Consider the following 26,207-nt stretch of genomic DNA (forward strand, 5'->3'; position numbering starts at 1 on the left):
CGGGATGGCTGCGCTACGGGTTTATTTGGAAGGAACGGCTCCTGCAGGAATCTGGACGTCTTTGCCCAGGAGGTGCAGGGCGTTGAAAGCCCGCATGCGCTCCAGCAGGGGTTCGCTCAGGAAGACGTGCCCGCCATTCGTTCCGGTGAGGAGAATGGAGGAGATTTTTGCCGCCTTCAGCGCGGTGTCAAACTCCGTTGCCTGGGCATAGGGGACGATGTTGTCCTTGTCCCCATGGATGATGAGGAATGGGGCGTCGTCCGAAGTCAGGTAGGTCACCGGGGAGGCCTTGCGAGCCTCCTCCTTCTTTTCGGTCAAAGGTCCGCCGATCAGCCTGGCCAGCGGTCCCTTGGGATCTTCCGGGTCAATGACGCTGCCTTTGCCGCCAAAAGTCAGAAAATCAGACGGGCCACAGAAGTCCATTACGCAGGTGACGCGGCTGCTCTGGTCCAGGTGTTTGCCAAGGTCTCCCTCCAGTTCCTTCACACCACCAGTGACGCCTAGCATGCTTACCAGGTGACCGCCTGCAGAGATGCCAAAAACGGAGATTTTTTCCGGGTCCAGGTTGTACTCCTGCGCATGGGCGCGCAGCCAGCGGATGGCAGCCTTGCAGTCATGGATCTGCGCGGGCCACTGGGCCTGGCTGGTCAGGCGGTAGTTGATGCTGGCCCCGGCGTAGGCTGGACTGCCCTGGATGAGGCCAGTCAGAACAGTGGCGTCGTCTTTGCTCCCTGCCTGCCACCCCCCGCCATGGATGTATACCACCAGGGGGAGCGGCTTTTCGGATCTCCCCTCGGGCAGGTAGAGGTCCAGCATCTGGCGTTGGTCTCCCGCACCCACGTAGTCCAGATCCCGCAAAGCTTTGAAACCCACCGGCGCAGAGGGGGCCTTCTGGCACTGGGCCAGAAGGGGGATGCTGAGGGCGATGAAGAGCAAATAACGCATGTCGGCCGGTCTCTTAGACTAGGGAAGGGGGCAAAACAAGGGCCGTGAGGGCTGGACAGACAGGCGTGTTGCCACCTTGACGCATGCTTAACTAGAACTTACTATAGACTTGATGAATTATTTCCCCCACGCCCGCCTGCCAGTGTTTCTGGCAAGTGCCGTTTCATTCCTTGCACTCACGACCGCCTCTCCTGCCATCTGGCCTTTTGCCAAGAAGGACAAGGTGGTGCCGGTGAACAGCGAGCGTGATTCGCAGGAACTCGCCGCCCAGGGTGTCCTGGCGCAGGCGCGGATGGCGGAAAATGCGGGCAAGACCAGCAAGGCCCAGGCTTTGTACCAGACCATCGTGAAGAGGTACCCCTTCACCCCCAGTGCTGCGGAGGCTTCCTTCCACAATGCGGTCATCATCCGCCACACCGGAAAGATGGATGATGCGTTCGACGCCTTCCAGAATTTCATCGTCGCCTACCGTGACAGCCCGCACTTCGCCGAGGCGATTGAGAAGCAGTATGAAATCGCCGAAGAAGCCAAAGGCGGGAAAAGGCAGCGCGGACTGCTGCTCCTGCCGATGAAAATGAACTCTTCGGAGGTGATCAAATTCTACGAGAAGATCATCAAAAATGCTCCCTTCGGAAAATACGCTCCCCTGGCGCAGTTCAGCATCGCGGAAGTCCAGCAGGACCTGAAGGAAAAGGACAAAGCCATCGCCGCCTACCAGAAGGTGGTCGAAAACTATCCCAACACCTCCCAGGCCGCTGAAGCCCAGTTCCGCATCGGCTCCATCAGCAACATCGCTGCCCAGCGCAGTGAAGACGCCTCCAACCTCCTGGCCGCTCGTGATGCTCTTCGCACCTACATCGCCACGCATCCGGAAGGAGATCGCAAGAAGGAAACCGAGCTGATCCTGCATCAGGTCAATACCGCCGAGGCCAATCAGTCGCTCACGGTGGCAAAATTCTACCAGCGCATGGGCAAAACCAAATCCGCCGCCATTTACCTCAATGAAGCGCTGAAGTTTGGTTCGCCCAGTGTTTCAGCCGAAGCCCGCACCATGCTGGCACAGCTCGCCGCTGCAGATCCGGATGGCGTGGCTGGCGCCAAAAAAGGCCCTGGCCAGGACTACACCGCGCTTACCGCGGAGAATTTGAAGGCGCGTGATGATTATGTGGGCCCCATGGCTCCTGATCTGGCCCGCCTCAGCCAGAGGCCCAAGATGCGTACTGGCGACGACACCTTCAGGCCCGTTCCGCTTGAGGAGCCCAACCTCCCGCTGCGCCCAGGTGCTTCTCAGCCTGGGGCGGGTTCTTTGCTGCCGCCGGTGCCTGAAACGGAAAAGCCTGCCTTGCTGCCCGTGCCTCCGACTCCGAATGCTCCCAAGCTGCCATTGATTCCAGGGCAGGGGGCTCCGGTGCCTCCAGTCCCTCCGGTTCCGAGCACCACAAAGCCTGCCTCATAATTCTTGCGCAGGCATGGCAGCACGCCATTCTGGACGGGTCACTTCTTAATTCATTGGATGAAATCGCTTTTTCTTTTGCTGGCGTCCGCCTGCCTGCTGTTTTCCGGCTGTGCGGGATACACCTTGGGGGCACACAAGCCTGCCCACCTTCGCCACATCACCAAGATCGCCGTTCCTACGTTTGAAAACCTCACTCTTGAGCCTCGGCTGGCAGTGCTGGTGACGAATGCGGTGATCAAACAGCTGCAAAACCACGGCTCCTATCAAATCGTCAGCAAAAGCGAGGCGGAAGCCGTGCTGCAGGGAAAAATCTCCAACATCAACCGCACGCAGTTTCGCTCTGACCTGAACAACGTCCTGCGCAGCTCCCAGATCATGGCCACCCTGGTATGCCCCTTTACCATTCAGGACGTCTCCACCGGCAAGGTCATCCACATTGGAAACGCCTACGCTGATTCCTACATCATCCTGGATTCGAACTTGCAGTTGTCTGAGACCCAGCTGCTCGAAGACGCCGCGCAGCGCCTGGCCAACAATGTGGCGGATCAGGTTTCTGAAGGCTGGTGACCGACTCTCCGCCCATGTCGTCGGAGCAGGATCCAGCCGCAGAGCCGCCATTCTGTGAAGAGGCGGAGGTGTCATTGGAGCCTGTTGCCCCCTCAGGACGCCTGACCCCGGGCCTGCATCTGGTGGCCACGCCCATTGGCAACATGCGCGACATCACGCTGCGCGCCATCGACACCCTGCGGCTCGCTGACCTCGTGGCGTGCGAGGACACCCGCCATTCCGGCATGCTGCTGAAGCATCATGACATCCGGGCGCGGCTGATCAGCCTCAACGAGCACAATGAAGCCCACCGCATTCCGCAGCTGCTGGAGCACATAAAACAGGGTGGCAGCGTGGCACTGATCTCGGATGCCGGCATGCCTACGGTGTCCGATCCCGGGCAGCGTCTGGTCGGAGCAGTGGTCGCCGCAGGCCTGCACGTGGAGGGCATCCCTGGCCCCAGCGCGGTCATCACGGCCCTGGCCGCTTCCGGGCTTCCCACCACTCCCTTCTACTTTGGCGGATTTCTTCCGCATAAAAAAGGCGCCCGCACCACGGAGCTTACGGCAGCCCTGCAGCGTGACTGCACCAGTGTATACTTCGAGAGTCCCTACCGCCTGGTTGATACGCTGGAGATCCTCGCGACCGCGGCACCTAAGCAAAGGCTTGTCGTGGCAAGGGAATTGACCAAGAAGTTTGAAGAATTCAAACGTGGTCCGGCAAGCATCTTGCTATCTCATTATCAAACCAAGACGCCGAAAGGCGAAATCACCCTCCTTATCGCCCCGGTCGATCCCCCCAAGTGGTTGACTTGGTAACTCATTCAACTCTCAGCACACCCCATGGAAGCCCTTGCCAACTGCGCCGTCCTCAACACCACCGACAGTCTTAAACTTTCGATCACCAATCATCTGCGGTTCACCCTGGGCGCCTACGTAGAAACAGCCAGCGAGAATGACTGGTACGTCGCCACCTCCCTTGCTGTTCGGGATCGCGTGATGGAGCGTGCCACGCAGTCCCGCCGGCAGCATCGTTCGCAGGGCGTGCGCCGTGTGCACTACCTCTCGCTCGAGTATCTCATGGGGCGCCTGCTTGAAAACAACCTGCGCAATGCCGGCATCTATGATGCCACCAAGGAAGCCCTCAAGGAGATGGGCAAAGACCTTGATGCTCTGGTGCAAAAGGAGCCCGACATGGGGCTCGGAAATGGCGGTCTTGGCCGTCTCGCCGCCTGCTTCATGGACTCGCTCAGCACCATGGACCTGCCAGCCATCGGTTACGGCATTCATTACGAGTTCGGCCTCTTCCGTCAGGAGTTTGTCAATGGCAAGCAGGTGGAGCACCCCGATGCCTGGATGCGTGACGGCAGCCCGTGGAAGATCGCCCGTCCGTCCTACCGTCAGTCGGTCAAACTCTACGGGCAGGTCATTCAGAAGTTCGATGAATTTGGCCGTCCGCACCATGAGTGGATCGAAACCAAATGCCTGCTCGGCCTCCCGTGGGACATCCCCATCGTCGGCTATGACAGCAACACCGTGAACGTGCTCCGCCTGTGGCAGGCGCAGGCGGATGAAGACTTCAACTTCAAAGTCTTCAACGAAGGCAGCTACATCGAGGCCCTGCGTGAAAAGGCCATCGCTGAAACCGTCTCCAAGGTGCTCTACCCCAACGACGCCACTGAGAGCGGCAAGGAGCTGCGCCTCGTGCAGCAGTACTTCTTCGTCGCCTGCTCGCTGGCGGACATCGTGCGCCGGTTCAAAGGCGGTTACGATCTCCCGTGGAGTGAGTTTCCGTCCAAGGCTGCCGTCCAGCTCAATGACACGCATCCTGCCGTCGCCATTCCCGAACTCATGCGCATTCTCGTGGATCAGGAGAAGCTGGAGTGGAGCCAGGCCTGGGACATCTGCCAGAAGACCTTCTCCTACACCAATCACACCCTTCTTCCTGAAGCGCTGGAGACGTGGAGCGTCGCCCTCTTTGAGCGTGTGCTGCCACGCCACCTGCAGATCATCTTTGAAATCAACCGGCGCTTTCTGGACGAAGTCGAGGCCCGCTGGCCCGGCGATGGCGAGAAAAAGCGCGCCCTGTCCCTGATCGAGGAAAGCGGTGGGAAAAAAGTGCGCATGGCCCACATGTCCGTGCTCGGCAGCCACGCCACCAATGGTGTGGCCGCGCTGCACACCCGCCTTCTGTGCGAGCGCCTGTTCCCCGAATTCTTCGAGCTTTACCCGGACCGCTTCCTCAATCTGACCAACGGTGTCACCTTCCGCCGCTGGCTGGATGTGTGCAATCCGGAGCTCTCCGCTCTCATCACCGAATCCATCGGCGCGGGCTGGCTGAAGGACTCCACCAAGCTCATCGCGCTCGACAAGTTTGCCGATGACGCCTCGTTCAAGGAAAAATTCCAGGCCATCAAGCGCGGCCACAAGGTGCGCCTTGCCAAGATCATTCAGGACACCTGCGGTGTCAGCGTCAGTCCGGATGCCTTGTTTGATGTGCAGATCAAGCGTCTGCACGAGTACAAGCGCCAGCACCTCAACCTGCTGCACATCGTCAGCCTCTACCGAAAGATCATTGCCAATCCGAATTTCGACATGGCCCCCCGTGTCTTCATCTTCGGTGCCAAGGCCGCGCCGGGCTACTACCTCGCCAAGAACATCATCCACGCCATCAATGCCGTCGCCAGCAAGGTCAATCATGACCCTCGTGTGAATGGCAAGCTCAAGGTCATCTACATCCCGAACTACGGCGTCTCCATTGCGGAGCGCATCATCCCCGCCGCGGATCTCTCCGAGCAGATCTCCACCGCCGGCAAGGAGGCCTCCGGCACCGGAAACATGAAGCTGGCGCTCAACGGCGCCCTCACCATCGGAACACTCGATGGCGCCAATGTGGAAATCCTCGAAGAAGTCGGCCCGGAAAACATCTTCATCTTCGGCCTCACCGTCGAGGAAGTCACCGATCTCTACGCCCGTGGCTACAATCCCTGGGACTTCTATCATGCCAGCGAAGATCTCCGGCTCAGCATCGACTGGCTGGCCTCGGACTACTTCACCGGCAACCAGGATGAGTTCAAACCCCTGCGCGACAGCCTCCTCTCCCACGGCGATCCCTTCCTCGTCATGGCCGACTACGACAAATACGCCGCCTGCCAGGCCGAAGTGGACAAGGCCTACCGCGACCAGCCGCACTGGCAGAAAATGGCCATCCACAACACGGCACGCATGGGCAAATTCAGCAGCGACCGCACCATCCTCGAATACGCCAAAAACGTGTGGAACCTGCCACAGATCGGCGTCTGAGGCGAAGCCGAAGTCAAAGGCACGACAGGCGCTCCTGCCTGTCGTTTGAGGGCGGGTGGGCGTGTTCGAAACGCCTGCCTCGCATCCGTTGAAAAGAGCCGGAACTAAGGCATGCTGGCGGCCCACCCGTCATGGAGGCCTCGCGGACATCTTCCAAGCAGCTGAAGCTTTTCCACCTTGAGAATCCGTTGTCGGTGCGTCTGGGGGCTGACTTTTTTCGCGCTCTTCCTTCGGTGCCGGGCGTCTATTTCTTTTATGGGCAGGCCGGCGAACTGCTCTACATCGGTCAGTCCTCAGATCTCAGGGCGCGCATTGGCAGTTACCGGCATGTCACGCCGGAGAAAAACCCGAAGCGAACGCTGCGCTTGGTTCATCGGATCGTCCGCATCGAATGGCAGGAATGTGGCACGGCTGCAGACGCCATCGCGCTTGAGGCCAAGCTGCTGCTGGAACATCGCCCGCCGTTCAATCGTGCAGGCGTCTGGCGGGGAGATCCGTGGTGGCTGAAAATTGAGGCATCATCGGACCAGGTGCTGCTGGAGCTGACGAGAGAGCAGACGGGCACCGGTCCGCATCCTGCGGGTTTTCGCTATGTGATCGGAAGCCTGGTGCGCTGTGCCTGTCGTGTCTCCCTTCCGCAGGCGTCTTTCGCGGCCTACCCTCATGGAGTGTTTAATTCGTCCGTGCCGTTGATTCTTTCCCTGCCTCTTCCAAATGCGCCCGCCGTGGCAGCGCAGCTCAAAAGCTACGCCGAGGGACTTCATGAACCCTTCCTTTCCAGGCTCGAAAAAATGTCCTTGGGAGCCACCGCTTTGGAACAAGAATACTGGCAGGAGGAACTCGAACGCCTGCGGAAATATGCCAGCAAGATCCGCAAACTTGGAGAATCAAAGCCTCAAGCACCCGCACCTTGAAGGAGCAAACTACATCGGTTCCGATGGCTCTTAAAGATAATGCCAAGCATTTGGAATTTCAGACGCTACTATCCAAAAGAATGACTAACCTTCCTCCTTGAATGAATTATCAGTTAAATATTTCCATTACTCTTGGAAGCAATTCCCAGAAGTCAGAAGGAGTGGTTTTGTCAGATCAGAAACTTTTTGCTCAGCTTCGATCTCGCTCTCCAGATAGTTCCGTAAATCCTCAGTGGTTTAACCTCCAAATATTGTATGACGAGGCCGTGAACCAAAAGCTGTTTGAAATTATTTTGGCTAAAACCGGTAGGAGGCCTTCGGCTGATCCTTTGTTTGTTCTGAAGAACGTTGAAAAATATTACTATGTACGAGTCAATCGCCTGATCGAGGTTCCAGACCTGGATGCTGCCCCTTGGCTCTTTCTTACACCTCCACCATTGTCATTAGCAGAATTCTCTGCCGTGGAACCGGATGATAGCTATGTGGTTGCCAAGGTGAAGAGCAAAAAGAAAATCGCGTTTGGCTCCACTCGTACTGTGGGGTGGATGATGTTATTTTCAGACGCGCTAAAGGACAGGTTTTTTACAAGCGGCCTTCGTGGTATAAGCTTCCAATCGGTGAAGTTGGAAGATGGCACGCCATCCGGTCTTTGGCGGCTCACCAGTCATGCACGCATGCCGTCCTTGGCCATGCAACTAACAGATGGTCAGGGGAATCCCTTTCCTGGTGAAGAGTCCCGGGCGTGTTGCGTGAATGAAGGATCATATTTTCCCATGGTTTTAAAGTATCGAGAAAATGATTTGGCAGACATACCAAATGTGGATGTCATTATGTCGACAGAGCGTATTGGCGGCGGCCACAATGCGCATCGGATGCACATCGTGTCGCAGCAGTTTCGCCAAGCTGCAGAGGAACTTGCGCCGGGACAGTTTAACTATAGTCTCGTTGCTGTGGGCGAAGGCGAAGAATTACAGACTCGCTACACTATTCCCGAGCTGGCACCTCATCGAGATGTTTCGTGACCAGATCTGATAAGGTCTGTGTTGGCACAATGCTTGTGGTTGCCCTCTCCGCCACTTGCAGCCTGCTCATACTCCGGCCAACACCTCGTGCACCGCCTGCGCCGCACGTGCATACGCGCCGCCGGTTCCCAGCGTGGCCACCACATCCGCCAGATCTTGCTGCAGGGCTTCACGTTTGGCGGGGCTCGTCAGCAGTTCCAGCGTCGCCGTGGCCAGCGTCTGCGGGTTGAGATTTCCCTGCACCAGTTCCTTCACCACCTCGCGTTTGGCCAGGATGTTGACGATGCCCAGATGCTTGATGCGCACGACCAGCTTGCCGATCACATACGTGGGCCAGCTGACATTGTAGATCAGCGTGTAGGGCAGGCCAAAGCAGGCGGCTTCTAGGGTGGCTGTGCCTGAGGCGACGGCTCCGGCTTCGGCGCGTTGCATCAGGTCATAGACGGTGCCGGTTTCGATCCAGCGCTTGGCCTCGGGCATGCCGTGCTCGTCGGCCATGTTGCGCATGAAGCCTGCGAGGGTTTCGTTGGCGGCGGAGACGGCGAAGCGCGCATTCGGCATCGCTTCCTTGATGACCTTCGCCGCGTCCATCATGATGGGAAACAGACGGCGCACCTCGTTGAGGCGGCTGCCGGGAAACCAGCCGACGAGGCCGGGTTCGCGTTTCCATTCGCGTTTCAGCGTCACCACGCGGTCCACCATCGGGTGTCCGCTGAATTCAGTGCGCAGGCCGCTCTTCTCATAAAAATCTTTTTCGAAGGGGAAGATGCAGATCATGAGGTTCAGCACCTTGGCCATCGTCTTCACCCGGCCCTTCTTCCATGCCCACACCTGCGGGCTGATGTAGTAGAGGATGCGGCCCTGGTAGCCTGCCGTGCGCAGCCCGCTGGCCAGGCGCAGATTGAAGCCGGGATAGTCCACCAGGATCACCGCCTCGGGCTTTTGATCGAGGATGGAATCCAGCACGCCATTCATCTTCTCTTTGAAGTAGCGGTACATTTTCACCACTTCCCACAGGCCCACGACGCCGGCGGTCTCGACCCAGTCTTCCACGCCATCGCCCACGACCTCACGCATCTTCGGTCCGCCCAGGCCGACCACTTTCATGTCCGGTTCCAGCAGCTTCATTTCACGCAGCAGTCCCGCGGCATGGGTGTCGCCACTGAGTTCTCCTGCGATGATGAAGATGCGGTTCATGAGGCCCCGAGTGCGGAGTTCTTTTCAATTTGATCCGTGATCTCCAGCGCGATGCGCACCGCCTCCGCGCCTTCCTGACCGGTCACCACCGGGCGGCGGCCATGGCGCGCGCATTCCACAAAGGCGGCGATCTCCAGCTTCAGTGGCTCATCCTTCTCCACCTCCACGGCTTCGCGCACGATCTGCATGCCGTCCTTGCGATAGATCCAGCCGCTTTGCTCCTGGTAGTCCAGGCTCAGGTAGCTCGCGCTCTGGAACACCCGAATCTTGCGCATCTTCTCCGGGCTGATGCGGCTGGCCGTGATGTTGGCGATGCAGCCGTTGGCAAACTTCAGGCGCGCATTCGCGATGTCCTCGCGCTTGGTCAGCACCGGAATGCCCACGGCATCCACCTGCACCAGTTCCGACTTCACCAGATGCAGCACGATCTCGATGTCATGAATCATGAGATCCAGCACCACACCGATGTCGATGCTGCGGTTTGGAAAAGGGGAAAGCCGATGCGCCTCAATAAAGCGCGGGTTGTCCATGCGCTGCTCCAGTTGCAGCAGCACCGGATTGAAGCGCTCGATGTGCCCCACCTGCAAAATGACGCTCTTGGATTTCGCGAGTTCAATCAGCGCCTGCGCCTCCGCATAAGATTCGCTGATCGGCTTTTCCACCATCACATGAATGCCCGCCTGCATCAGCGGCTCGGCCACCTTGCGGTGGAAGATCGTCGGCACCGCGACGGTGGCCGCATCTACCCGCGAGGCGAAGTCCGTAAGGTCACTCGCGGCGTGAGTGCCGTACTGCGCGGCAAATTCAGTCGCACGCGCGGGGTCGGCATCATACACCGCTGCAAAGGTGATCGCGCCTTCGCTCTTCGCGGCGATCTCCGCCATGATGCGTGCGTGGTTTTTGCCAATCGCGCCGACTCCGGCGACTCCGATGCGGAAAGGGGAACTCATGATCTAAGATGTGAAAGGAACGGTCGGTTAGAACTTGCCGGGGAACTTCATACCAGGGGGCATCTTTGGCATTTTGCCATCGCCACCACCGCCGCCGAACAGGCCGCCGAGGCCGCCCATTCCTCCCATGCCTCCTCCGCCGCCACCCATCATGCCGCCCATCATCTGGGCCATCATGCCCTTGTTGCCCATGAGCTTCTTCATCATCTCAAACTGCTTGAGCAGCTGGTTCATCTCCATCACCGGGCGTCCCGCTCCGGCGCAGATGCGCTTGCGGCGCTGACCGTTGATGATTTCGGGGCGCTGCCGTTCTTTGGGCGTCATCGAGAGGATCAGCGCTTCCACGTGCTTCATGCGCTTGTCAGCATCCGGTCCCACCATGTCCTTCATCTTGCCCATGCCCGGCAGCATGCCGAGAATGCCGCCGATGGGGCCTAGCTTCTTCATCATGCGCATCTGTGCGAGCATGTCGGTGAAGTCGAATTTGTTCGACTGCATGCGGGCGGCCAGTTTCATGGCCTCCTTCTCGTCGATTTCTTCGGCGGCCTTTTCCACCAGGCCCACCACGTCGCCCATGCCGAGGATGCGCTGCGCCATGCGGTCGGGGTGGAAAATCTCCAGCTGATCGACCTTTTCTCCCACGCCGAGGAATTTCACCGCGCAGCCCGTGACCTGACGCATCGAGAGCAGCGCACCGCCTCGTGCATCGCCGTCCAGCTTGGTCATGATCAGACCTGTGATGCCCACGGCTGCATTGAATTTCTGCGCCACGCTCACGGCCTGCTGGCCGGTCGCCGCATCGGCCACCAGCAGCACTTCATTGGGCTCCACCACGGCACGCACGCGCTTGAGCTCAGCCAGCAGTTCTTCATCGAGATCCTGACGACCGGCGGTGTCAAAAATGGCGATGCCATTGCCCTGCTCCTTGAGCCAGACCATGGCGGCTTTCGCGGCCTTCACCGGATCCGTTTCGCCTTCCGCTGGGGCAAAGACTGGGACATTGAGCTGCTGGCCCAGCACTTGGAGCTGCTTGATGGCGGCGGGGCGGTACAGATCCAGCGCCAGCAGCAGCGGGCGGCGGCCCTGCTTCTTGAGCCAGTTGGCCAGCTTGGCTGAAGTGGTCGTTTTACCCGCGCCATTGAGGCCGGTCATCAGGATGCGCTGCGGGGGATCGACGTTCAGCGCGCTGGCGTCGCTGCCCAGCAGCTTGACCAGTTCATCGTGGAAAATTTTGACGATCTGCTGCCCGGGCGAAACCTTCAGCAGCACTTCCGAGCCGATGGACTGCTTGCTGACCGTCTCGACGAGGTCTTTGGCCACCTTGAAGTCCACGTCCGCCTCCAGCAGGGCCATGCGGATTTCCTGCATGGCTTCGCTGACATTGGATTCGCTGATGCGGGACTGGCCGCGCAGCTTTTTAAAGGCGCTTTCGAGTTTTTCAGAGAGGGCGGAGAACATCGTGGGAAAGGGGAAGGGGGCTTGGGATAGTCGGCAGCAGTCCCTGCATGACAACTGCGAAGGCGGGGCTGATCAAGGCCTTGAAAACGAGATCACTGGGCGGGCAGATAGGCTGCTGCAAGATCAATCTTGAAGTGCCAGCTCACCACTTCCACGGGCTGGGCGGCCGCACGCTGGAAGCTGAGGCTCACGGCGCAGTCCTCGCGCCGCAGCTTGTAGGGAAACTGGAAGCGCACCACCATCGTGGCCGGGTCGTAATCCACCGGCACGGTGCCCAGCCCGCCGATGCGCAGCTTGATGCTCTCCGGCACGATGGTGCCGAGCTTTTTCAAATCCGCCTCGATCATCGGACGGCGCTCGGTGATGGTGGCGTCAGGCTTGGGCTTGAGCTGGATGAGCTGTTCGCCCTTGTCGTTCTTGGCATCGGCCACAAGGAATTTGTTTGACCCCACATCTCCCCGTCCGCGGAAGCTGGTGGCCAGCTTGAAATTGATGTCGTTGTCCCCGTGGACGATGTAGCGGCCCAGCTTGCCATTGGGGGTGTCCCAGGTGACTTTCTGGCCGTTCACCGTCACCATGGACTCGTAGCCGATCTGCAGCCCGGTCTCCATGATGGCGTCATCGAAGTTGCCATAGGGGTAGGCAAACGAAGGGACTTTGACGTGGAGATTTTGTTCCAGGAATTCGCGCGAATCCTTCAGCTCGCTCAAAATCCACTGCTGCACATCGGCGTCGCTCTTGGCGTTCTTGGGCTTCTTTTTCAGACTCTCATGCGAGACGCTGTGGCTGCCCACCTCGCAGCCGTGCTGCATCATCTCCTTGATCTGGTCCCAGCTCATGGAGCGTCCGCCGATGTTCACGTATTTTTTATACAGATAGACGGTGAACGGGAAGCCGAACTCTTTCAAAATCGGGTAGGCATAGGTGTAAACACCCTCCCAGCCGTCGTCCATGGTGATGACAATGGACTCCTCCGGAATGTTCTTTTCCCCGCGCTTCCACGCCATCATGTCACTGAGGGAAATCACAGGAATCTTGGAGTCTTTGATGGCCTGCATCTGCGCCCTGAATTTGGGCGCGGCGATCAGCATGGGGCTGCCGCCGCGATCTCGAAAATCATGGTAACCAAGGACGGAAACGACGGAGGACTTGTTGATCTCTAAAGCGGGTGCTGCAGGTGCTTCAGTCGGCGGCGCCGCGGCCTCCACGAGGGCGGTTTCCTGCAGCTTTTTCTCGATCGCCTGTTCTTCGGGCGTCAAAGCGGGCTCTTCAGGCTTGGGCGGCGGCGGTTTCGGCGTGACGCCGCTCTGCTCCGCGAGGCGGCGCAGCTTGGCCTCGATGCGCTTGCACGATGGCAATGCGCCCAGGGAGAGGAAAATGAGGATAAACGAAAGAAGGAAACGCATGGCGTCAGGGATTGGGGGCAGGAGGCCTTGGCCGGGTGATGAGCAGGCCCTTCACGATGAGTTGCGGACTGTCTTTGTCACCGGCGATCAGGCGCAAAGTCTCTCCACGGAGATCGCTGGTCAAGGTGAGGCTTCCAAGACGCAGGATGCGGAAAGTTTCGGGATTTCGAGTGGCACGGTCCACCTCCAGCTCTTTTTCCAGGGTCTGGCCGTTGCAATCGACACGAAGCTTCAGCGGTGCCGTCAGCTCTTTGCAGGCATAGTGCAGCAGGATGTCATACGTCCCTGCGGCGATGAACTCAATGCGCCAGCCGATCTCCCCAATGGTGGCGGTGCGCGCGTCGGCGGGAGCCTTGGGGATGATCTCCTGGGCCAGCGCGGGCGAGAGGGCTATCAGTGCCTGCTTCTGCTCGACCGGCACAGGCGCAGGCATCGGTGCCGGCATGGGCATGGTGCCGACCTGTGCCTGCTGCGTGGCGATGAGATCCAGCACCCCGCCGGCAGAAATGATCTGCTGGACTCGGGCGATCTCCGCCTGGTACGCGGCCTTGTCCGCAGGTGTCGCCGCGTCGGCCTGGCGCTGCAACTCCAGAAGGTATTTGCCCAGCAGGGGAATGTGACGCGCACTCAGCCCTTTCTGGTAGATGGCTTCCATCTGCTGCAAACGTGCTGCAGGAGGGGGCTGGGGCGCCGGTGTCGCAGGCTGCTGGGCTGTGGCATGCCACACCAGCCCCAGCACACTCGCGGTGGTCAGCAGCGGCAGCCTCATGGCTGTTTTCCTCCGTTCGTTCCCTCTGAAAGCGCCCAGGCTCCCGGTGCCGGCCTGCGGTTCCTGGCCGTGGTTTCAAGAGCGCTCAAAATGGAGATGAAGGCGCGCTCCATGGCGTTGTGCTGCTTGTCCCGCGCGGGAGGCACCACTGCGGCCAGTCCATGATTGACCAGCACGTTTTGGTACAGTCCCACATTCGGCACAAAAAGCAGGGCCGCCATGGTGCCGTCCTTGTCACGATCCGGGCGGATGAGCAGCCGCAGGGGTTTGTCCCGCAGGTAGCTTGCTGTAAACTCACGTGCGGCGCGCCCCACCGCCAGCACATCCTCATCCTCGATATTGAAATGCCTGGCGAACTTTTTCACGTGGGGATCATCGCTCTCCAGCGGCGCACAGTCGACCCACAGCAGGCGCACCAGCATCGTCCGGCCGTCATGTACCACATTGAACCGATCACCTGAGATGGGTTCTTCTTCCGCGAGGCGCGCATCACTGATGTCTTCAAAGCCGCTGAATCCGTCGCTCGTGGAGGTGATCGTGCGGACACCTGTCGGTCCCGTTTTTTGCTCCCCAAGCCGTTCTATCCGGCGGATCTCCGCATCAACTTGTTTTTGCAAAGACGCTTTGGTCACGGCGAGATCTTTTAATTCATCGAGATACTTCTCTGCGGCCGCTTTCCTCGCTGCGTCGATCGCCTCCTTCAAAGCCGCGCTGGCTTGCTGCATGGCTGTGGTGGAGTTGGTCGGTGCCGAAGTTGCCGAGCCTGCCGTGGTCGAGTTCGTGGTGGCAGTCTCCGTCACCGGCACCAGTCGCAGATTACGAATGCGGATGATGTTCGCCGGGTACCCGCTGGTGGCCGCAAAACGCAGGGTGACGGGATTCCGGGTGAAAGTCAGCGGACCCACTCGCACGGTGGTAAATGTAGTCTCATCTGTGCTGCGGGTGATTTCGAAAGTGCGGTGATTTTCCTGTGCGGCACCCAGGAGCGTAACCTCATCAAATTCAAAATGCGCCGTCTGCTGCGGCTGAAATTTTGAGGAGGCATAGATGCTGCCCGCCACCGGTGCGTCGCTCATGTTGGCGTCAAATTCCAGGTAATAGCTGCCCGGCATGAGCCGGAAGTTGGCCCACTCCGCGCCGCTCCCGTTTGAGCGCCAGTTGCTCAAGGTTTCACCCGCGGCCTGGGCGGAGCCCATCATCCGCGCCTGGGTCAATGGCAGGGATGTGGCAAGGCTGGAAACCGTGCCGGCGTAGAGCGCCTGCAGCTGCTCCCGCCGCATTCGGATGGCGCGCGCTTCCTCATAGTCTCCCGCAGCCGCCACATCCGCCTCCACCTTGGCCAGTGCGCGCTCATACTGCTGGGTGATCAGCTGGGACTCCGACATTACCTGGCGCAGAAAGGTTGTGCGCGTCGTAGTAAGTGCCGCAGGTTCCTGCACAGGCGTTTGCGCCTGCAGTCCTGCACAGGTCTGCAGCATCAGCATCAGGACTGGCAGGTGTCGTTTCATCTTGAGGCTGGCACTAGCTCCACGCCCAGCAGCTGCATCAAATTGTTCGTCACCAGCGCCTGGGCCGTGAGCGTCAGCGTGCCTGCGCCATCGCTTATTTTGAGGGTCCCCGCGCTGCGTTCCTCCGGGCCTTTGAGCGTGGTTTCAATGGTCGCCAGCAAGGTATAGCGTGCCTCTTTGATCAGGAGTTTGCCGCCTTCAGTCGGCCCGCAGCGGTATCGCAGCATGATTTCATACCCGCCTGGTGGCAGCCCCGGCAGCTTCCATGTCGCCGCCGCTCCCAGCTTTGTCCATCCGGTGATGGCTCCGCCTTCGTGCCGCAGGTCGGTCAGCGTCGCGGCATCCAGCGGAAGCTTGATGCGGTCTGGCAGCAGCGAGGTCTTGAGAATCTGCTCTCGGGTCTGCAGCAGCAGCAGCTCCTTGTCCAGGCGCTCCAGCTCGTTTTGCAGTCGTTTCCGTTCATCCCGGGCAGTGATCGCCGCGTCATAATCCCGTTCCGTGGCAAACTGCTTTTCCAGCGCCCCCAGGGTCGTGATCTGCTCTTTCACCGGCGCCAGACTGGCTTCGATCAGGTCCCGTTCGTAGCCCAGCCGCAGCAGGGCGATGTCGGGGCTCGCACCCGGATCGTCCGTACGCTTTTCCGCCTTCGGGGCCGCCATGGCAAGCCCCGCGCCGACAAACGCGCATGCGAGAACAAAACCGGGTTTCAAATGGATCAAAGAAGAGGGGGGAATTTGCAGCCTCATGCTAGCCGTACCCTCCTGTGAAACAAGCTCGAACTCAGGCTCGGTGGCATAGGTTTTTTGCTAATCCCTTGTCCTCAAATCCGTGATTTTTCGGCAGCTTGCAGCGTTTGCAGTCTCAGGACGTGGATTTCGGTGCATGGCCTTCCGAGTCGCCTGCCAGCTTTAGAACACCTTGCCTGTTTCAAAACTCTAAACTGCGGGTCAAAGGAGAGCAAAATCGTTGCGCTGGGCACCCGCCCTATGTGCGCCTCGGGGCTCAAGGTGGCTGGATTACTCCGGACACAGGGTATCTCGCAAAATCGTCGCAAAAAATGATGAGGATTCCGAATTGAGACACGTAGTTTGTGTGGCATCCTTTGCGCCCCCCAAAAACCTGAATGCAGAGCACTGAAGCAGCGTCCACCAAGTCATCCAAATCCATCAAGAAAACACTGCAACGCGTCGCTTTACTCGGCATAGGCATAGTTCTGGGTGCTGCGTTCACTTTGTGGTACGATTACGAGCAGGGAGATGAAAAGGTGGTCGTCTCCGCCCTTGGCAAACCCTTGCGCCCGGGGCCTTGGGGGGATGTTTACTTCACCTCTTTTGTCATTGCTGCGCCGGAAGAATTGCTGCCGCTGCGCAAGCTCGAAGAAGCCGGCACGCGCTGGGTGTTTCCACACGCGAGTTATACGGATGTGGCGCAGCTTCTCAAATCCACGGAGATGCCGGTCACTTTGCAGGCTGAACTGATGGAGCCCGGAGTACTGGTGCAAACCCCGGATGGCCTGGAAATCCTGCCACATGCCAGGACTTTGCTCGCTTTGCCCGCGGAGCCTCGCAAAAAGCTTTATCAGGCGCTCCTGCGTTATCCGGAAAACCGCGGCCAGATCACCTTCATCCACAAGGACACCCTTGGCGAGCGTTTTGGTCGTAACCACAACTGCGAGCATACGCTGATGCTTTTCAAGCAGCTCTGCTGCGAACATGGCGACTACCTGGTTTTCTGCGGTTATTCGGTGATGCTTTCGCAGCTGCCCACCTATGAGGAAAAGCGGGACTTCATGCGGGGACTGACTTCGCAGCGGACGCTGACATTGCGACTTCTCATCAAATCAGGCTCTGACACGACTCACCTGGCGAATTACTGGGGCAAGGGCCTCAAGTCCACCGATGTCCGGACCATTTTTGAATCGATCGCAAGGGAGCCCACCGGTGGCACGCTCGGTGTCATCAATGTTCTCCCTCCTCTGCCGTCCTCCCAGATGTTCTTTTATCCCATGCCGGACAATCCTTTGAATGGTCCCGCCCCCCTCCGCGACTGTCATTGGACTTCGTTTAATTTCTTTCAGAGCGAGCCAAACGAGCAGCTGAGCAAGCCGGAATACTTCATGCAGAAACTGAAGGAGGACTACCTGCCTGCTTCGGGAGACCCGCGCTACGGAGACATTGCCTTGTTCACCACCCCGGCGGGAGACATTGTGCATTCGGCGGTATACCTGGCGGATGATGTCCTTTATACCAAGAACGGCGCCACGTTCACCTACCCTTGGATGCTTGAAACCCTGCCTGACCTCCTCAAACAGTATTCTTTCCAAGTAGAACCCGGCCAGAAATTGCTCGTGAATTACTTCCGGAACAAAAACATGTAGCCGCCCCGCGGTATGTCCCCGCCGGGCAGAAGGCACACAGGCCGTGCCGCGTTCTGATTGCATTTTTTCCTCCACGGCGAATCCTGAAGACCCATGTCCGAGTACGCCCAGCTTCGAATCCTCCTCCAGCGTCGCCTCGACCTCATCGCTGATCATGCCTTTCGCGATCGCGATTCCGCTGCGCACCTCGAGGCTCTCAAGCAGGTTTCTGAAGATCTTGCAGCCGAGCAGCTCCGCTTGCGCTCCGGCCTGCCTCCGCGGCTGAACCATTTCCTCACCCAGGCCAGTTTTTCGAAGGCGCTGGAATATCTCGATAGCTCCGCAGGCTGAACACGTTGAATGCGGTCAACCATGAACCGCTTCTTCGTATTCACGACCCTGCTGTGCCTTGCTTTCGCCGCTGCTTCCAGTGCCGCCGACAAGCCCAACATCATTTTCATCCTCTGCGATGACCTGGGCTATGGCGATGTAAAATGCCTCAACCCAGACGGCAAAATCGCCACTCCTGGCTTTGACCGTCTCGCCAAAGAAGGCATGATTTTTACGGACGCCCACTCTGGCTCCAGCGTCTGCACCCCCACGCGCTACGGCGTCATGACAGGCCGCTACGCCTGGCGCTCCAAGCTTCAGAGCGGTGTCCTGGGTGGACTCAGCCCGCGCCTCATTGAGCAGGGGCGTTTGACTGTGGCCTCCATGCTCAAGGCCCAGGGGTATTCGACCCACTGCGTCGGCAAATGGCATATGGGCATGGACTGGGTGCGGACCGGCCCAACGGAGGAACTGAACATCGAAAAAGCGGATCAGGTGAATAACGTGGATTTCACCAAGCCCATCACGAATGGCCCCACCAGTGTCGGCTTTGACACCTACTATGGCATCAGCGCCTCGCTGGACATGGTGCCCTACTGCTACATTGAAAACGACCATGTCGTGGCCAATCCCACCGAGACCATGAAGCTCGTCATGAACAAAGGCGGCCCGGTCAGCTACACCCGCGAAGGTCCCGGCTCCCCGGGCTTTCGTGGCGAAGACGTGCTCCCCACCTTCACGCGTGAGGCCAAAAAAATCATCGAATCCAAAGCCAAACAAGGCGCGCCCTTCTTCCTCTACCTGCCGCTCAATTCCCCCCACACACCCATCCTCCCCAGCGAAAAATGGCAGGGTAAAAGCGGCATCAGCCTCTACGCCGATTTCGTCATGGAAACCGACGACGCCCTCGGCCAGATCATGAAGGCCACCGAAGACGCTGGCATCGCCAAGGATACACTCATCATTGTCACCAGTGACAACGGCTGCTCGCCCAGCGCTGATTATCCCAAGCTCCTCGCCGCAGGCCACAATCCCAGCTACAACATGCGAGGCCACAAAGCCGACATCTTCGACGGCGGCCACCGCGTCCCCTACATCGTGCGCTGGCCCGCGAAGGTCAAAGGCGGCCAGACCTCCTCCCAGATCGTCTGCCTCACCGATTTCATGGCCACCGCTGCCGACATCACCGGCGTGAAACTTCCCGACACCGCTGCCGAAGACAGTTTCAGCATCCTCCCCGCACTTCTCAGTGAATCCGGCAAGCCCGTGCGCCAGAGCGTCATCCATCATTCCATCAATGGTTCCTTTGCCCTGCGTGAAGGCGATTGGAAACTCGAACTCTGCGCCGGCTCCGGCGGCTGGAGCGATCCCCGCCCCGGCAGCCCCGGCGAAAAAGGCCTGCCCGACACCCAGCTCTACAATCTGAAAACTGACATCGCCGAGAAGGACAACGTCGAAGCCAAGAACCCCGAGATTGTCGCCAAGATGAAGGCTCAGCTCGACGAGATCGTCATCTCCGGCCGCAGCACCCCAGGCGCCCCGCAAAAGAACGCCGTCGAAGTCGTCCTCCGCAAACCCACTCCCGCATCCGCCGAGAAGAAGGCAAAAGCAAAGGCTGCCAAAAAGGCAAAGTAACGCGCACTTAAAACGTGAGTGGGACTTCCCGCCCTACTCACGTTCAAATTCCGCAACAGTTTACTTCTTGAGCAGCGAGAAGATGGCCTGCTCGAGTTTGACGATCTCCACCGGCTTCGTGAGGTGACGGTCAAATCCAGAGTGCAGAGCGTGCTTCACATCATGGTCCATTCCAAAGCCGGACAAGGCGATGGCGGGAAGTGTTTGGTTGGTCTTGCGAATCTGCTCGATCAGCTCCGAACCGTGCCCATCCGGCAGCCCTAGGTCGCTCAGCAGCATGTCAAACGACTGGCTGCTTGCGATGGCGAGGGCCTCCTTGACGGTGGATGCCGTGGTCACGACCAGGCCATATTTCTCCAGCAGACGCTTCATGGCGCGGGAGGTGTCATGATGGTCTTCCACCAGGAGCAGCCTCTTCCCGGCGAACTCCCGGATGTCAGTCTCGTCGAGCTCCGTCCTGGCTGGATCGATCTCTGGTGCGTTGGTGAGTGGAAGCGTCACGGCAAAGACCGCACCCTGGTCCGAACCCTTGCTATGCGCTGAGATGGAGCCGCCGTGCAGCTCTACGAGAGCCTTGCAGATCGCCAGTCCGAGCCCGAGTCCGCCGTGATTGGCGCTGGTTGCCTCTGCTCCGCGTTCAAATGGCTCAAAGATCGAGGAGAGCCGGTCCGGAGAAATACCGCACCCGTGGTCACGAACCTCCAGCCGGGCTTCTGTGCGGCTGGCACGGCTGCCGCGCACACATATTTCGGAGCCTGTCGGGCTGTAGCGTATGGCGTTGCGCAGCAGGTTCCAGATGATCTGTCGCATGCGTGAAGGGTCGCCGTCCACCCATAGGCTGGTCGATACGTCTGAAGTGACTTTGACCTGCTTCGCCTGCGACTCCTCGCGGCAGATCTGGATGGCATCTGCCACACATGAGGCCAGCTCGACGGCTCGGCGGTCCAGAGTCATTTTGCCAAAGCTCAGCCGGTTCAGGTCGAGGAGATCGTCGATCAGTTTCGTCTCCAGGAGCACATTGCGTTCGATCAACGCAAGCAGCTCGCGGGTCGACTCTGGAAGGGTTTCGTTTTCACGGGCGACCACCTGGGCTGCGGCGAGCACAGGCGTCAGCGGTGTGCGAAGCTCATGGGAAAGGATGGCAATGAAGCGGTCCTTTGCAGAATTGGCCCTTTCCGACTCATGTCTCGCGGACTCGAGTTCCACGACCCGCTTTTCAAGCTCCTGCGAAATCTCCATTCGTGCAGTCTGAGACTTTTGAAACTCGGTCACGTCGATGAACGCCGCCACGCTGCCAGCCGGCCTGCCATCCTGTCCGATGAGGGGCACAATGTTGCCAAAAATGGTGCGCGTCTCGCCATCGTCGAACACCACTTCGTTCTGCCAGCCCTCGATGGACTGCCCCGTGCGGCAGACTCGCTGCACGGGCAGTTCGGAGTCCGGCAGCTCTTTCCCGTCCTTGGTGACACGGAAGTGCGTCGGGCGGTCTCCAGTTCCTCCCGTGAGAGACTGATTATGACCTTCGGGTATGCGCAGGAATCGGTACGATTCACGGTTTCCTTTGATGCTTTTGCCTTCGCGATCTTCCGCGATCCATACGATGGCGGGCACGGCCTCCATGATGGCCTGCACCTCGGCGGCACGGCGCACGGCTTCCGCTTCAGCCCGTTTCAGGGCGCTCACGTCGCGGCTGATGGATGATACACCTGCCGGCTGGCCAGTCTCGTCAAAAATCAGCGAGTAGGCTAGTTGGAGATCCACCTTGCGGCCGTCTTTTCTCACCCGCACGGCATCCACCGGGTCCACTTTTTCTCCACGGCGCAGACGTTCGAGCGTCTGCTCCCAGACTTCCCAGTGTTCTGGTGGGATGATCGCGCGGATGTTTTGACCCTCCATTTCGACTGCTGTGTAGCCAAAGAGCCTTTCGGCTGCTGCGTTCCAGCTGGTGATGAAACCGTTAAAATCCTTGCCGATGACGCTGTCTTGTGACGAATCGATGATCTTGGCCAGGCGTGAGCGCTCCCGCTGTGCTCGCGTCAGATCCGTGATGTCCACGAAGGTGATCACCACCCCGGCAATGACATTGGCAGTGGTGCGGTAGGGGGTGATCCGCATGGCAAAGAAGCGATGTTCATCCGCTGTCTGCACCTGGCGTCCCCTTGGCATCAGTGTGCGAAGAACCTCCTCCACTTCAGAGGCGACATCCACCCCGCCAAAGCGCGGCGCAAAATCCTGGATCTCCCGCCCGATGTCCGTGGCCTGAATGCGGAAGACCTGCGTGGCTGCGGGCGTAAAGCGTTGAATGCGCAGTTCGTTGTCGAGGAAAATGGTTGCGATCTGGGTGCTTTGGAAAAGGTTTTGCAGGTCGCTGTTGGCACGGTCCAGCTCCTCGATCTTTTTGTGGAGCTCGGTGTTCACCGTCTCCAGTTCCTCATTGACGGACTGCAGCTCCTCCTTGGAGGTCTGCATTTCTTCATTGGAGGACTGCAGTTCCTCGTTCATCGAGAGCAGTTCCTCATTGGAGCTCTTGAGTTCCTCGTTGCTGGTCTCCAGCTCCTCGATCGTGGCCTGCAGATGTTCGCGGGTGTGACGCAGTTCGCTTTCCAGCTGCCGGGCGAAGGTGTCATCCCCGGAGGCCTGGGCCACCATGTCTTGGACTGCCTGGCCTGGATCATGGAGTTCCTGAAAAATGACGATGAACAAATCGTGCTCACCGCTAAGCTCGCGCAGCGGACGCACGGTGAGCCGCACGGAGCGCTCCACGCCATCCGCCTCCATCTTCAGGCGGTCATGCACGATTTCCTCGCGTGATTTCACCGCGCGAAAGATTGCCGTGCGCAGCGGCAGCCGCAGCCCCTCCCGCGCCATTTCGACGAGTTTGTTCGAAGGGGCGCCCACCCCCGGTTCGAGGAATTTTCCGCAGCGCCCGATGATGTACGCTATCTCCGCCGACTCATTGATCACGACACTTGCGGGAGCAAAGGATTCCAGCAGCACTCGCTCGAGGCTGCGCATCGTGGCCTGCTCACGAGTGATCCTCAGCCCTTCGGGTTCGAGCGCCTGCTGCAGTTCATCGTTTTCGCCACGGGTCAGCGGAAAGGAAACGGGCACGCGGATGGCCGTCGGCTTGGTCTGGAAGACGCGGTGCCGCTGCTCCACCGGGCGAAACAGGTCCGGGGCGGAAGCCACGTTCTCCGAAGGACCCAGCATGAGATAGCCGCCGGGCCGGAGGGCGTAATGAAACAGCCGGGCCAGGCGCTTCTGCAGGTCTGACTCAAAATAGATGAGAAGATTCCGGCATGAAATCAGATCCAGCGAGGAGAAGGGCGGATCTTTGATCAGGTTATGAACGGAGAAGAGACACATCTCCCGCAGCTCTTTCACCACCGCATAAGAGTTTCCTTCGAAGGTAAAGTACTTCCGCAGATACTCAGGAGGAACCTGCGCCTCGATCGTTTCTGGATATTTTCCCGCACGCGCGGTTTCGAGTGCGTGCTCATCGATGTCGGAGGCGAAAATCTGCACTTTGGGCGGACTTTCCATCTTTTGCATCTGCTCGGCGGCCAGCATGGCGATGGTATAGGCCTCTTCTCCGGTGGCACACCCAGGCACCCAGATGCGAACGTGTGAATCAATGTCGTGGCCGGCGAAAATGAGCGGCAGCACCAGCCTCTCCAGGGTGTCAAAAGCAGGGCGTTCGCGAAAGAATTGCGTCACGCTGATGAGGAGATCATTGAAGAGTTCCTCCGCTTCAGCGGACTCCGCCAGCAGTCGGTCGGCATAGTCGGACAAAGTATCCACCTGAACCACACGCATCCTGCGCTGAATCCTCCGCATCAGGGTGCCCTTTTTGTAGCTGCTGAAGTCATGGCCGGTCCGGCGCAGCAGGGCGTGAAAGATCCGGCGCAGCTCGTCACCGTCCTTTTGATGGTGCTCCTCGCATTCGGCGCTGTCCACCGGCTCTCCGGGGTGCTCCTGCAGGTGCTTCGCATAATCTAGGACGAGGCCGGGCATCTCGGTTATCGACACCACACAATCCACCAGCCGGGTGTTGATCGCACTGCGCGGCATGCTGTCGTATCGGGCCGATTCCGCGGACTGTGCGATCGCCAGCCCGCCACGCTCCTTGATGGCCCTCAATCCCTGGGTGCCGTCGCTTCCCGTTCCGGAGAGCACAATGCATATCGCACGATGGCCGCAGTCCTCAGCCAGCGATTGAAAAAAAGTGTCGATGGCCATGCGGCGGCCGCGTGGTTCGATGGGTTTTGCCAGCCGGAGGATGCCATCCTCAATGCGCATGGTCGCATTGGGCGGAATCACATAAATGTGATTTGGTTCCAACTCCATTTCATCCTGCACCTGACGCACTTCCATTTTGGTCTCCTTCGTCAGGAGTTCCGGCATGATGCTTTCGTGGTTCGGATCCAGATGCTGCACGAGCACAAAGGCCAGCCCGCTGTCCGTCGGCATCTGCCGGAAGAATTCAGAAAATGCCTCCAGGCCACCAGCGGACGCTCCCATGGCCACAATGACCATATCTGTATCTCGATTTGAGTTCGAATTGTCTCCTGCGGATTGACTCATGGATCAAAGGATTTGAGGATCATAAATAAACTTTTTCAAACGCAATTATTTTTTACGGATTAAGTAAAGTATATATTAAAAATAAGCAAAACATTCAAAATAAAATGAGTGAGGCGGGTTGCTCAAGAGAATTGCTAAACGATATCGGTTCATCTGGCAGGATTGTATTTGTCTAGATGCAAAAGCTGGGTCACCTCCCAGCTCGCACCCGATGAAAAGCCGACGCCGACTGCCGCTAGCGCCTGAGCAAACTTCGTCTCCACATCAAGTTTGAAACCCAGGCTATGACCTCCGCCGTTGCCGCCGGCACCAAGTCCATGATGGCCGCCTCTGCTCCGAATAAGGTCAATGAAGATGAGGAGCGCCTGCTCCGCCTCCTCGACCAGCAGTTCGGCCTTCAAGTCGCCTCGCAGCATCAGCGCACCACCATCGTCATCATGAGCGAATTCGGGCGCTGCCACGGCGTCTGGCCCGGCCTCGCCAATGACAAGCTCGACGAACACGCTGACCTCGCCATCACCACGGACTACCGCCAGGTCCTCAGCGAGGTGCTGCTGGCCCGGATGCGAGGCGCAGAGGTGTCGAATGTGTTTCCGGGGTTCACACCGGGAGCCCCCCTAGGGCTGGTCTAGTCCAATGGCTGAAATCACGCAACTTTGTTCGTGCGTTCCCAAACCTTCCCGCTAACCTCGCGGCCTCGTTTCCCAATCCAAGCAACTACCATGAGCTACTCCTCTCCCAAACTTCACAATGCAATGTGGCCCGGTCTCGTCGGCAAAGGCGATGGCGAAGGCCAGGAACCGGCGATCAGCCTCGAAAAAATGCTCGATCTCACCGCTGCCGCGGAAGTGAACGGCCAGAAGTTCGAGGGCATCGACTACTTCCTCTTCCTCCCTCACACCAATCCTGAGGCCAGCGACGACGAGATCAAGAAGATCGCCGACCTCATCGCCGGCAAGGGCTTCAGCGTTGGATCCCTCGTGGCTCCCGTCTGGCCCGGCACCGTCGGTGATTCCGCCATGGGCGACGACGCGCAGCAGGAGAAATTCCTCAGCGCCGTCAAGATGGCCTGCCGCATCGCCAAGATCTTCAACAACCATGGCGTCCGCAAATACGGCGTCATCCGCATCGACTCCGCCGAGTTCGGCATCGCCAAGTGGCGCGAAAATCCGAAGGCAAACACCGCCCGCATCGTGGACACCTTCAAGAAGGCCGCGCAGATCGCCGCAGACAGCGGTGAGCGCCTCGCCGCCGAAGGCGAAATCTGCTGGGCCGGCATGCACTCCTGGAAGGACATGCTTGATGTCCTCGAAGGCGTTGGCATGCCGAACGCCCTCGGCTTCCAGGCCGACCTCGCCCACACCTACCTCTACACTCTCGGCTACAATGCTCCTGAGCACGCCCTCCTTAAAGAAGGCTACAGCGACGCCGAGTTCTGGGCCGCCTATGAAAAAATGACCGATGCCCTCCGCCCCTGGACCATCGACTTCCACGTCGCGCAGAACGACGGCACCGTGCACGGCGCCGGCTCCCACGACAAAACCGGCAAGCACTGCCGCGCTGACGATCCAAACGGTAAGCTCGACATCACCAAGGCCTCCGGCTACTGGCTCAAAGACGCCGCCTCCCGTGGCATCAAGCACATCTGCTGGGATGGCTGCATGTTCCCGAACGCCGTGCTCGAAACGCCGGACACCTGGAACAAGATCCTCGCCGCCATGATCAAAGTGCGCGACGCCCACGGCTGGTAACCATAGTGGTCCGCACAGTCCCCTGTGCTGTGCCCCATGACTTCCCTGACGCCGCAGAGTTTCACACCTCTGCGGCGT

20 protein-coding genes are annotated in these 26,207 nt (G+C 59.1%); 11 read left to right on the plus strand and 9 right to left on the minus strand.

Features of this window, described 5'->3' with window-relative positions; all coding sequences use genetic code 11:
• Positions 1-21 precede the first annotated feature (21 nt).
• Complete coding sequence (locus ACILSO_RS22780; RefSeq protein ID WP_395739769.1) at positions 22-945, minus strand: alpha/beta hydrolase fold domain-containing protein; 924 nt, start codon at positions 943-945, stop codon at positions 22-24.
• A 112-nt stretch (positions 946-1,057) separates the two neighbouring features.
• On the opposite strand from ACILSO_RS22780, the gene ACILSO_RS22785 reads away from it, so the two are divergent.
• The 6 genes from ACILSO_RS22785 to ACILSO_RS22810 all read left to right on the plus strand — a co-directional run bounded on the left by ACILSO_RS22785 (position 1,058) and on the right by ACILSO_RS22810 (position 8,185).
• Positions 1,058-2,401, plus strand: coding sequence for a tetratricopeptide repeat protein (locus ACILSO_RS22785; protein WP_395739770.1), 1,344 nt, complete (start codon positions 1,058-1,060; stop codon positions 2,399-2,401).
• Between the two features lie 57 nt (positions 2,402-2,458).
• Positions 2,459-2,968: an LPS assembly lipoprotein LptE gene (lptE, locus tag ACILSO_RS22790; RefSeq protein WP_395739771.1), complete on the plus strand. Its 510-nt coding sequence runs from the start codon at positions 2,459-2,461 to the stop codon at positions 2,966-2,968.
• Positions 2,969-3,090: 122 nt separating this feature from the next.
• Entirely contained in the window at positions 3,091-3,765 is a 675-nt protein-coding gene (gene rsmI / locus ACILSO_RS22795) for a 16S rRNA (cytidine(1402)-2'-O)-methyltransferase (RefSeq protein WP_395739814.1), read from the plus strand.
• Between the two features lie 24 nt (positions 3,766-3,789).
• Positions 3,790-6,249, plus strand: a complete 2,460-nt coding sequence (locus tag ACILSO_RS22800) for a glycogen/starch/alpha-glucan phosphorylase (RefSeq protein ID WP_395739772.1) — start codon at positions 3,790-3,792, stop codon at positions 6,247-6,249.
• A 131-nt stretch (positions 6,250-6,380) separates the two neighbouring features.
• Positions 6,381-7,163: a nucleotide excision repair endonuclease gene (locus ACILSO_RS22805; RefSeq protein ID WP_395739773.1), complete on the plus strand. Its 783-nt coding sequence runs from the start codon at positions 6,381-6,383 to the stop codon at positions 7,161-7,163.
• Positions 7,164-7,264: 101 nt separating this feature from the next.
• Complete coding sequence (locus ACILSO_RS22810) at positions 7,265-8,185, plus strand: hypothetical protein (RefSeq protein ID WP_395739774.1); 921 nt, start codon at positions 7,265-7,267, stop codon at positions 8,183-8,185.
• Positions 8,186-8,251: 66 nt separating this feature from the next.
• Here ACILSO_RS22810 and lpxB read toward each other — a convergent pair whose 3' ends face one another.
• The 7 genes from lpxB to ACILSO_RS22845 form a co-directional block, all read right to left on the minus strand.
• Positions 8,252-9,382: a lipid-A-disaccharide synthase gene (gene lpxB, locus ACILSO_RS22815; RefSeq protein ID WP_395739775.1), complete on the minus strand. Its 1,131-nt coding sequence runs from the start codon at positions 9,380-9,382 to the stop codon at positions 8,252-8,254.
• Positions 9,379-10,332, minus strand: a complete 954-nt coding sequence (locus ACILSO_RS22820) for a Gfo/Idh/MocA family oxidoreductase (protein ID WP_395739776.1) — start codon at positions 10,330-10,332, stop codon at positions 9,379-9,381. Before ACILSO_RS22820 ends, lpxB begins: the two co-directional genes overlap by 4 nt.
• 27 nt (positions 10,333-10,359) lie before the next feature.
• Positions 10,360-11,790, minus strand: coding sequence for a signal recognition particle protein (ffh, locus tag ACILSO_RS22825; RefSeq protein WP_395739777.1), 1,431 nt, complete (start codon positions 11,788-11,790; stop codon positions 10,360-10,362).
• A 92-nt stretch (positions 11,791-11,882) separates the two neighbouring features.
• Positions 11,883-13,196 carry a polysaccharide deacetylase family protein gene (locus ACILSO_RS22830; RefSeq protein ID WP_395739778.1) on the minus strand — a complete coding sequence of 438 codons (1,314 nt, stop codon included), beginning with the start codon at positions 13,194-13,196 and terminating at the stop codon, positions 11,883-11,885.
• 4 nt (positions 13,197-13,200) lie between these two features.
• Positions 13,201-13,965, minus strand: coding sequence for a hypothetical protein (locus ACILSO_RS22835; RefSeq protein ID WP_395739779.1), 765 nt, complete (start codon positions 13,963-13,965; stop codon positions 13,201-13,203).
• The gene (locus ACILSO_RS22840) at positions 13,962-15,473 is read right to left on the minus strand and encodes a thermonuclease family protein (RefSeq protein WP_395739780.1); all 1,512 of its coding nucleotides are present in this window, start codon (positions 15,471-15,473) and stop codon (positions 13,962-13,964) included. Before ACILSO_RS22840 ends, ACILSO_RS22835 begins: the two co-directional genes overlap by 4 nt.
• The gene (locus ACILSO_RS22845; RefSeq protein WP_395739781.1) at positions 15,470-16,183 is read right to left on the minus strand and encodes a hypothetical protein; all 714 of its coding nucleotides are present in this window, start codon (positions 16,181-16,183) and stop codon (positions 15,470-15,472) included. Before ACILSO_RS22845 ends, ACILSO_RS22840 begins: the two co-directional genes overlap by 4 nt.
• Positions 16,184-16,596: 413 nt before the next feature.
• Here ACILSO_RS22845 and ACILSO_RS22850 point away from each other — a divergent pair, with 413 nt between their 5' ends.
• From ACILSO_RS22850 to ACILSO_RS22860, 3 genes are all read left to right on the plus strand, one after another.
• On the plus strand, positions 16,597-17,850 hold the full coding sequence (locus tag ACILSO_RS22850) for a hypothetical protein (RefSeq protein WP_395739782.1): 1,254 nt from the start codon (positions 16,597-16,599) through the stop codon (positions 17,848-17,850).
• A 93-nt stretch (positions 17,851-17,943) separates the two neighbouring features.
• Positions 17,944-18,180 (plus strand): hypothetical protein, encoded by a 237-nt coding sequence (locus ACILSO_RS22855; RefSeq protein ID WP_395739783.1) that lies wholly within the window; start codon positions 17,944-17,946, stop codon positions 18,178-18,180.
• A gap of 21 nt (positions 18,181-18,201) precedes the next feature.
• Positions 18,202-19,794 (plus strand): arylsulfatase, encoded by a 1,593-nt coding sequence (locus ACILSO_RS22860; protein ID WP_395739784.1) that lies wholly within the window; start codon positions 18,202-18,204, stop codon positions 19,792-19,794.
• 60 nt (positions 19,795-19,854) lie between these two features.
• On the opposite strand, the gene ACILSO_RS22865 is transcribed toward ACILSO_RS22860, so the two are convergent.
• The gene (locus tag ACILSO_RS22865; RefSeq protein ID WP_395739785.1) at positions 19,855-24,378 is read right to left on the minus strand and encodes a chemotaxis protein CheB; all 4,524 of its coding nucleotides are present in this window, start codon (positions 24,376-24,378) and stop codon (positions 19,855-19,857) included.
• Between the two features lie 284 nt (positions 24,379-24,662).
• Between ACILSO_RS22865 and ACILSO_RS22870 the strand changes: the two genes are divergently transcribed.
• A complete protein-coding gene (locus tag ACILSO_RS22870; RefSeq protein ID WP_395739786.1) occupies positions 24,663-25,010 on the plus strand; it encodes a hypothetical protein in 348 nt (115 codons plus the stop codon).
• A gap of 90 nt (positions 25,011-25,100) precedes the next feature.
• Entirely contained in the window at positions 25,101-26,129 is a 1,029-nt protein-coding gene (locus tag ACILSO_RS22875) for a sugar phosphate isomerase/epimerase family protein (protein ID WP_395739787.1), read from the plus strand.
• The last annotated feature ends 78 nt before the right edge of the window (positions 26,130-26,207 follow it).

It is taken from the genome of Prosthecobacter sp., from assembly GCF_044226605.1.
In the GTDB taxonomy this organism is placed as follows: domain Bacteria; phylum Verrucomicrobiota; class Verrucomicrobiia; order Verrucomicrobiales; family Verrucomicrobiaceae; genus Prosthecobacter.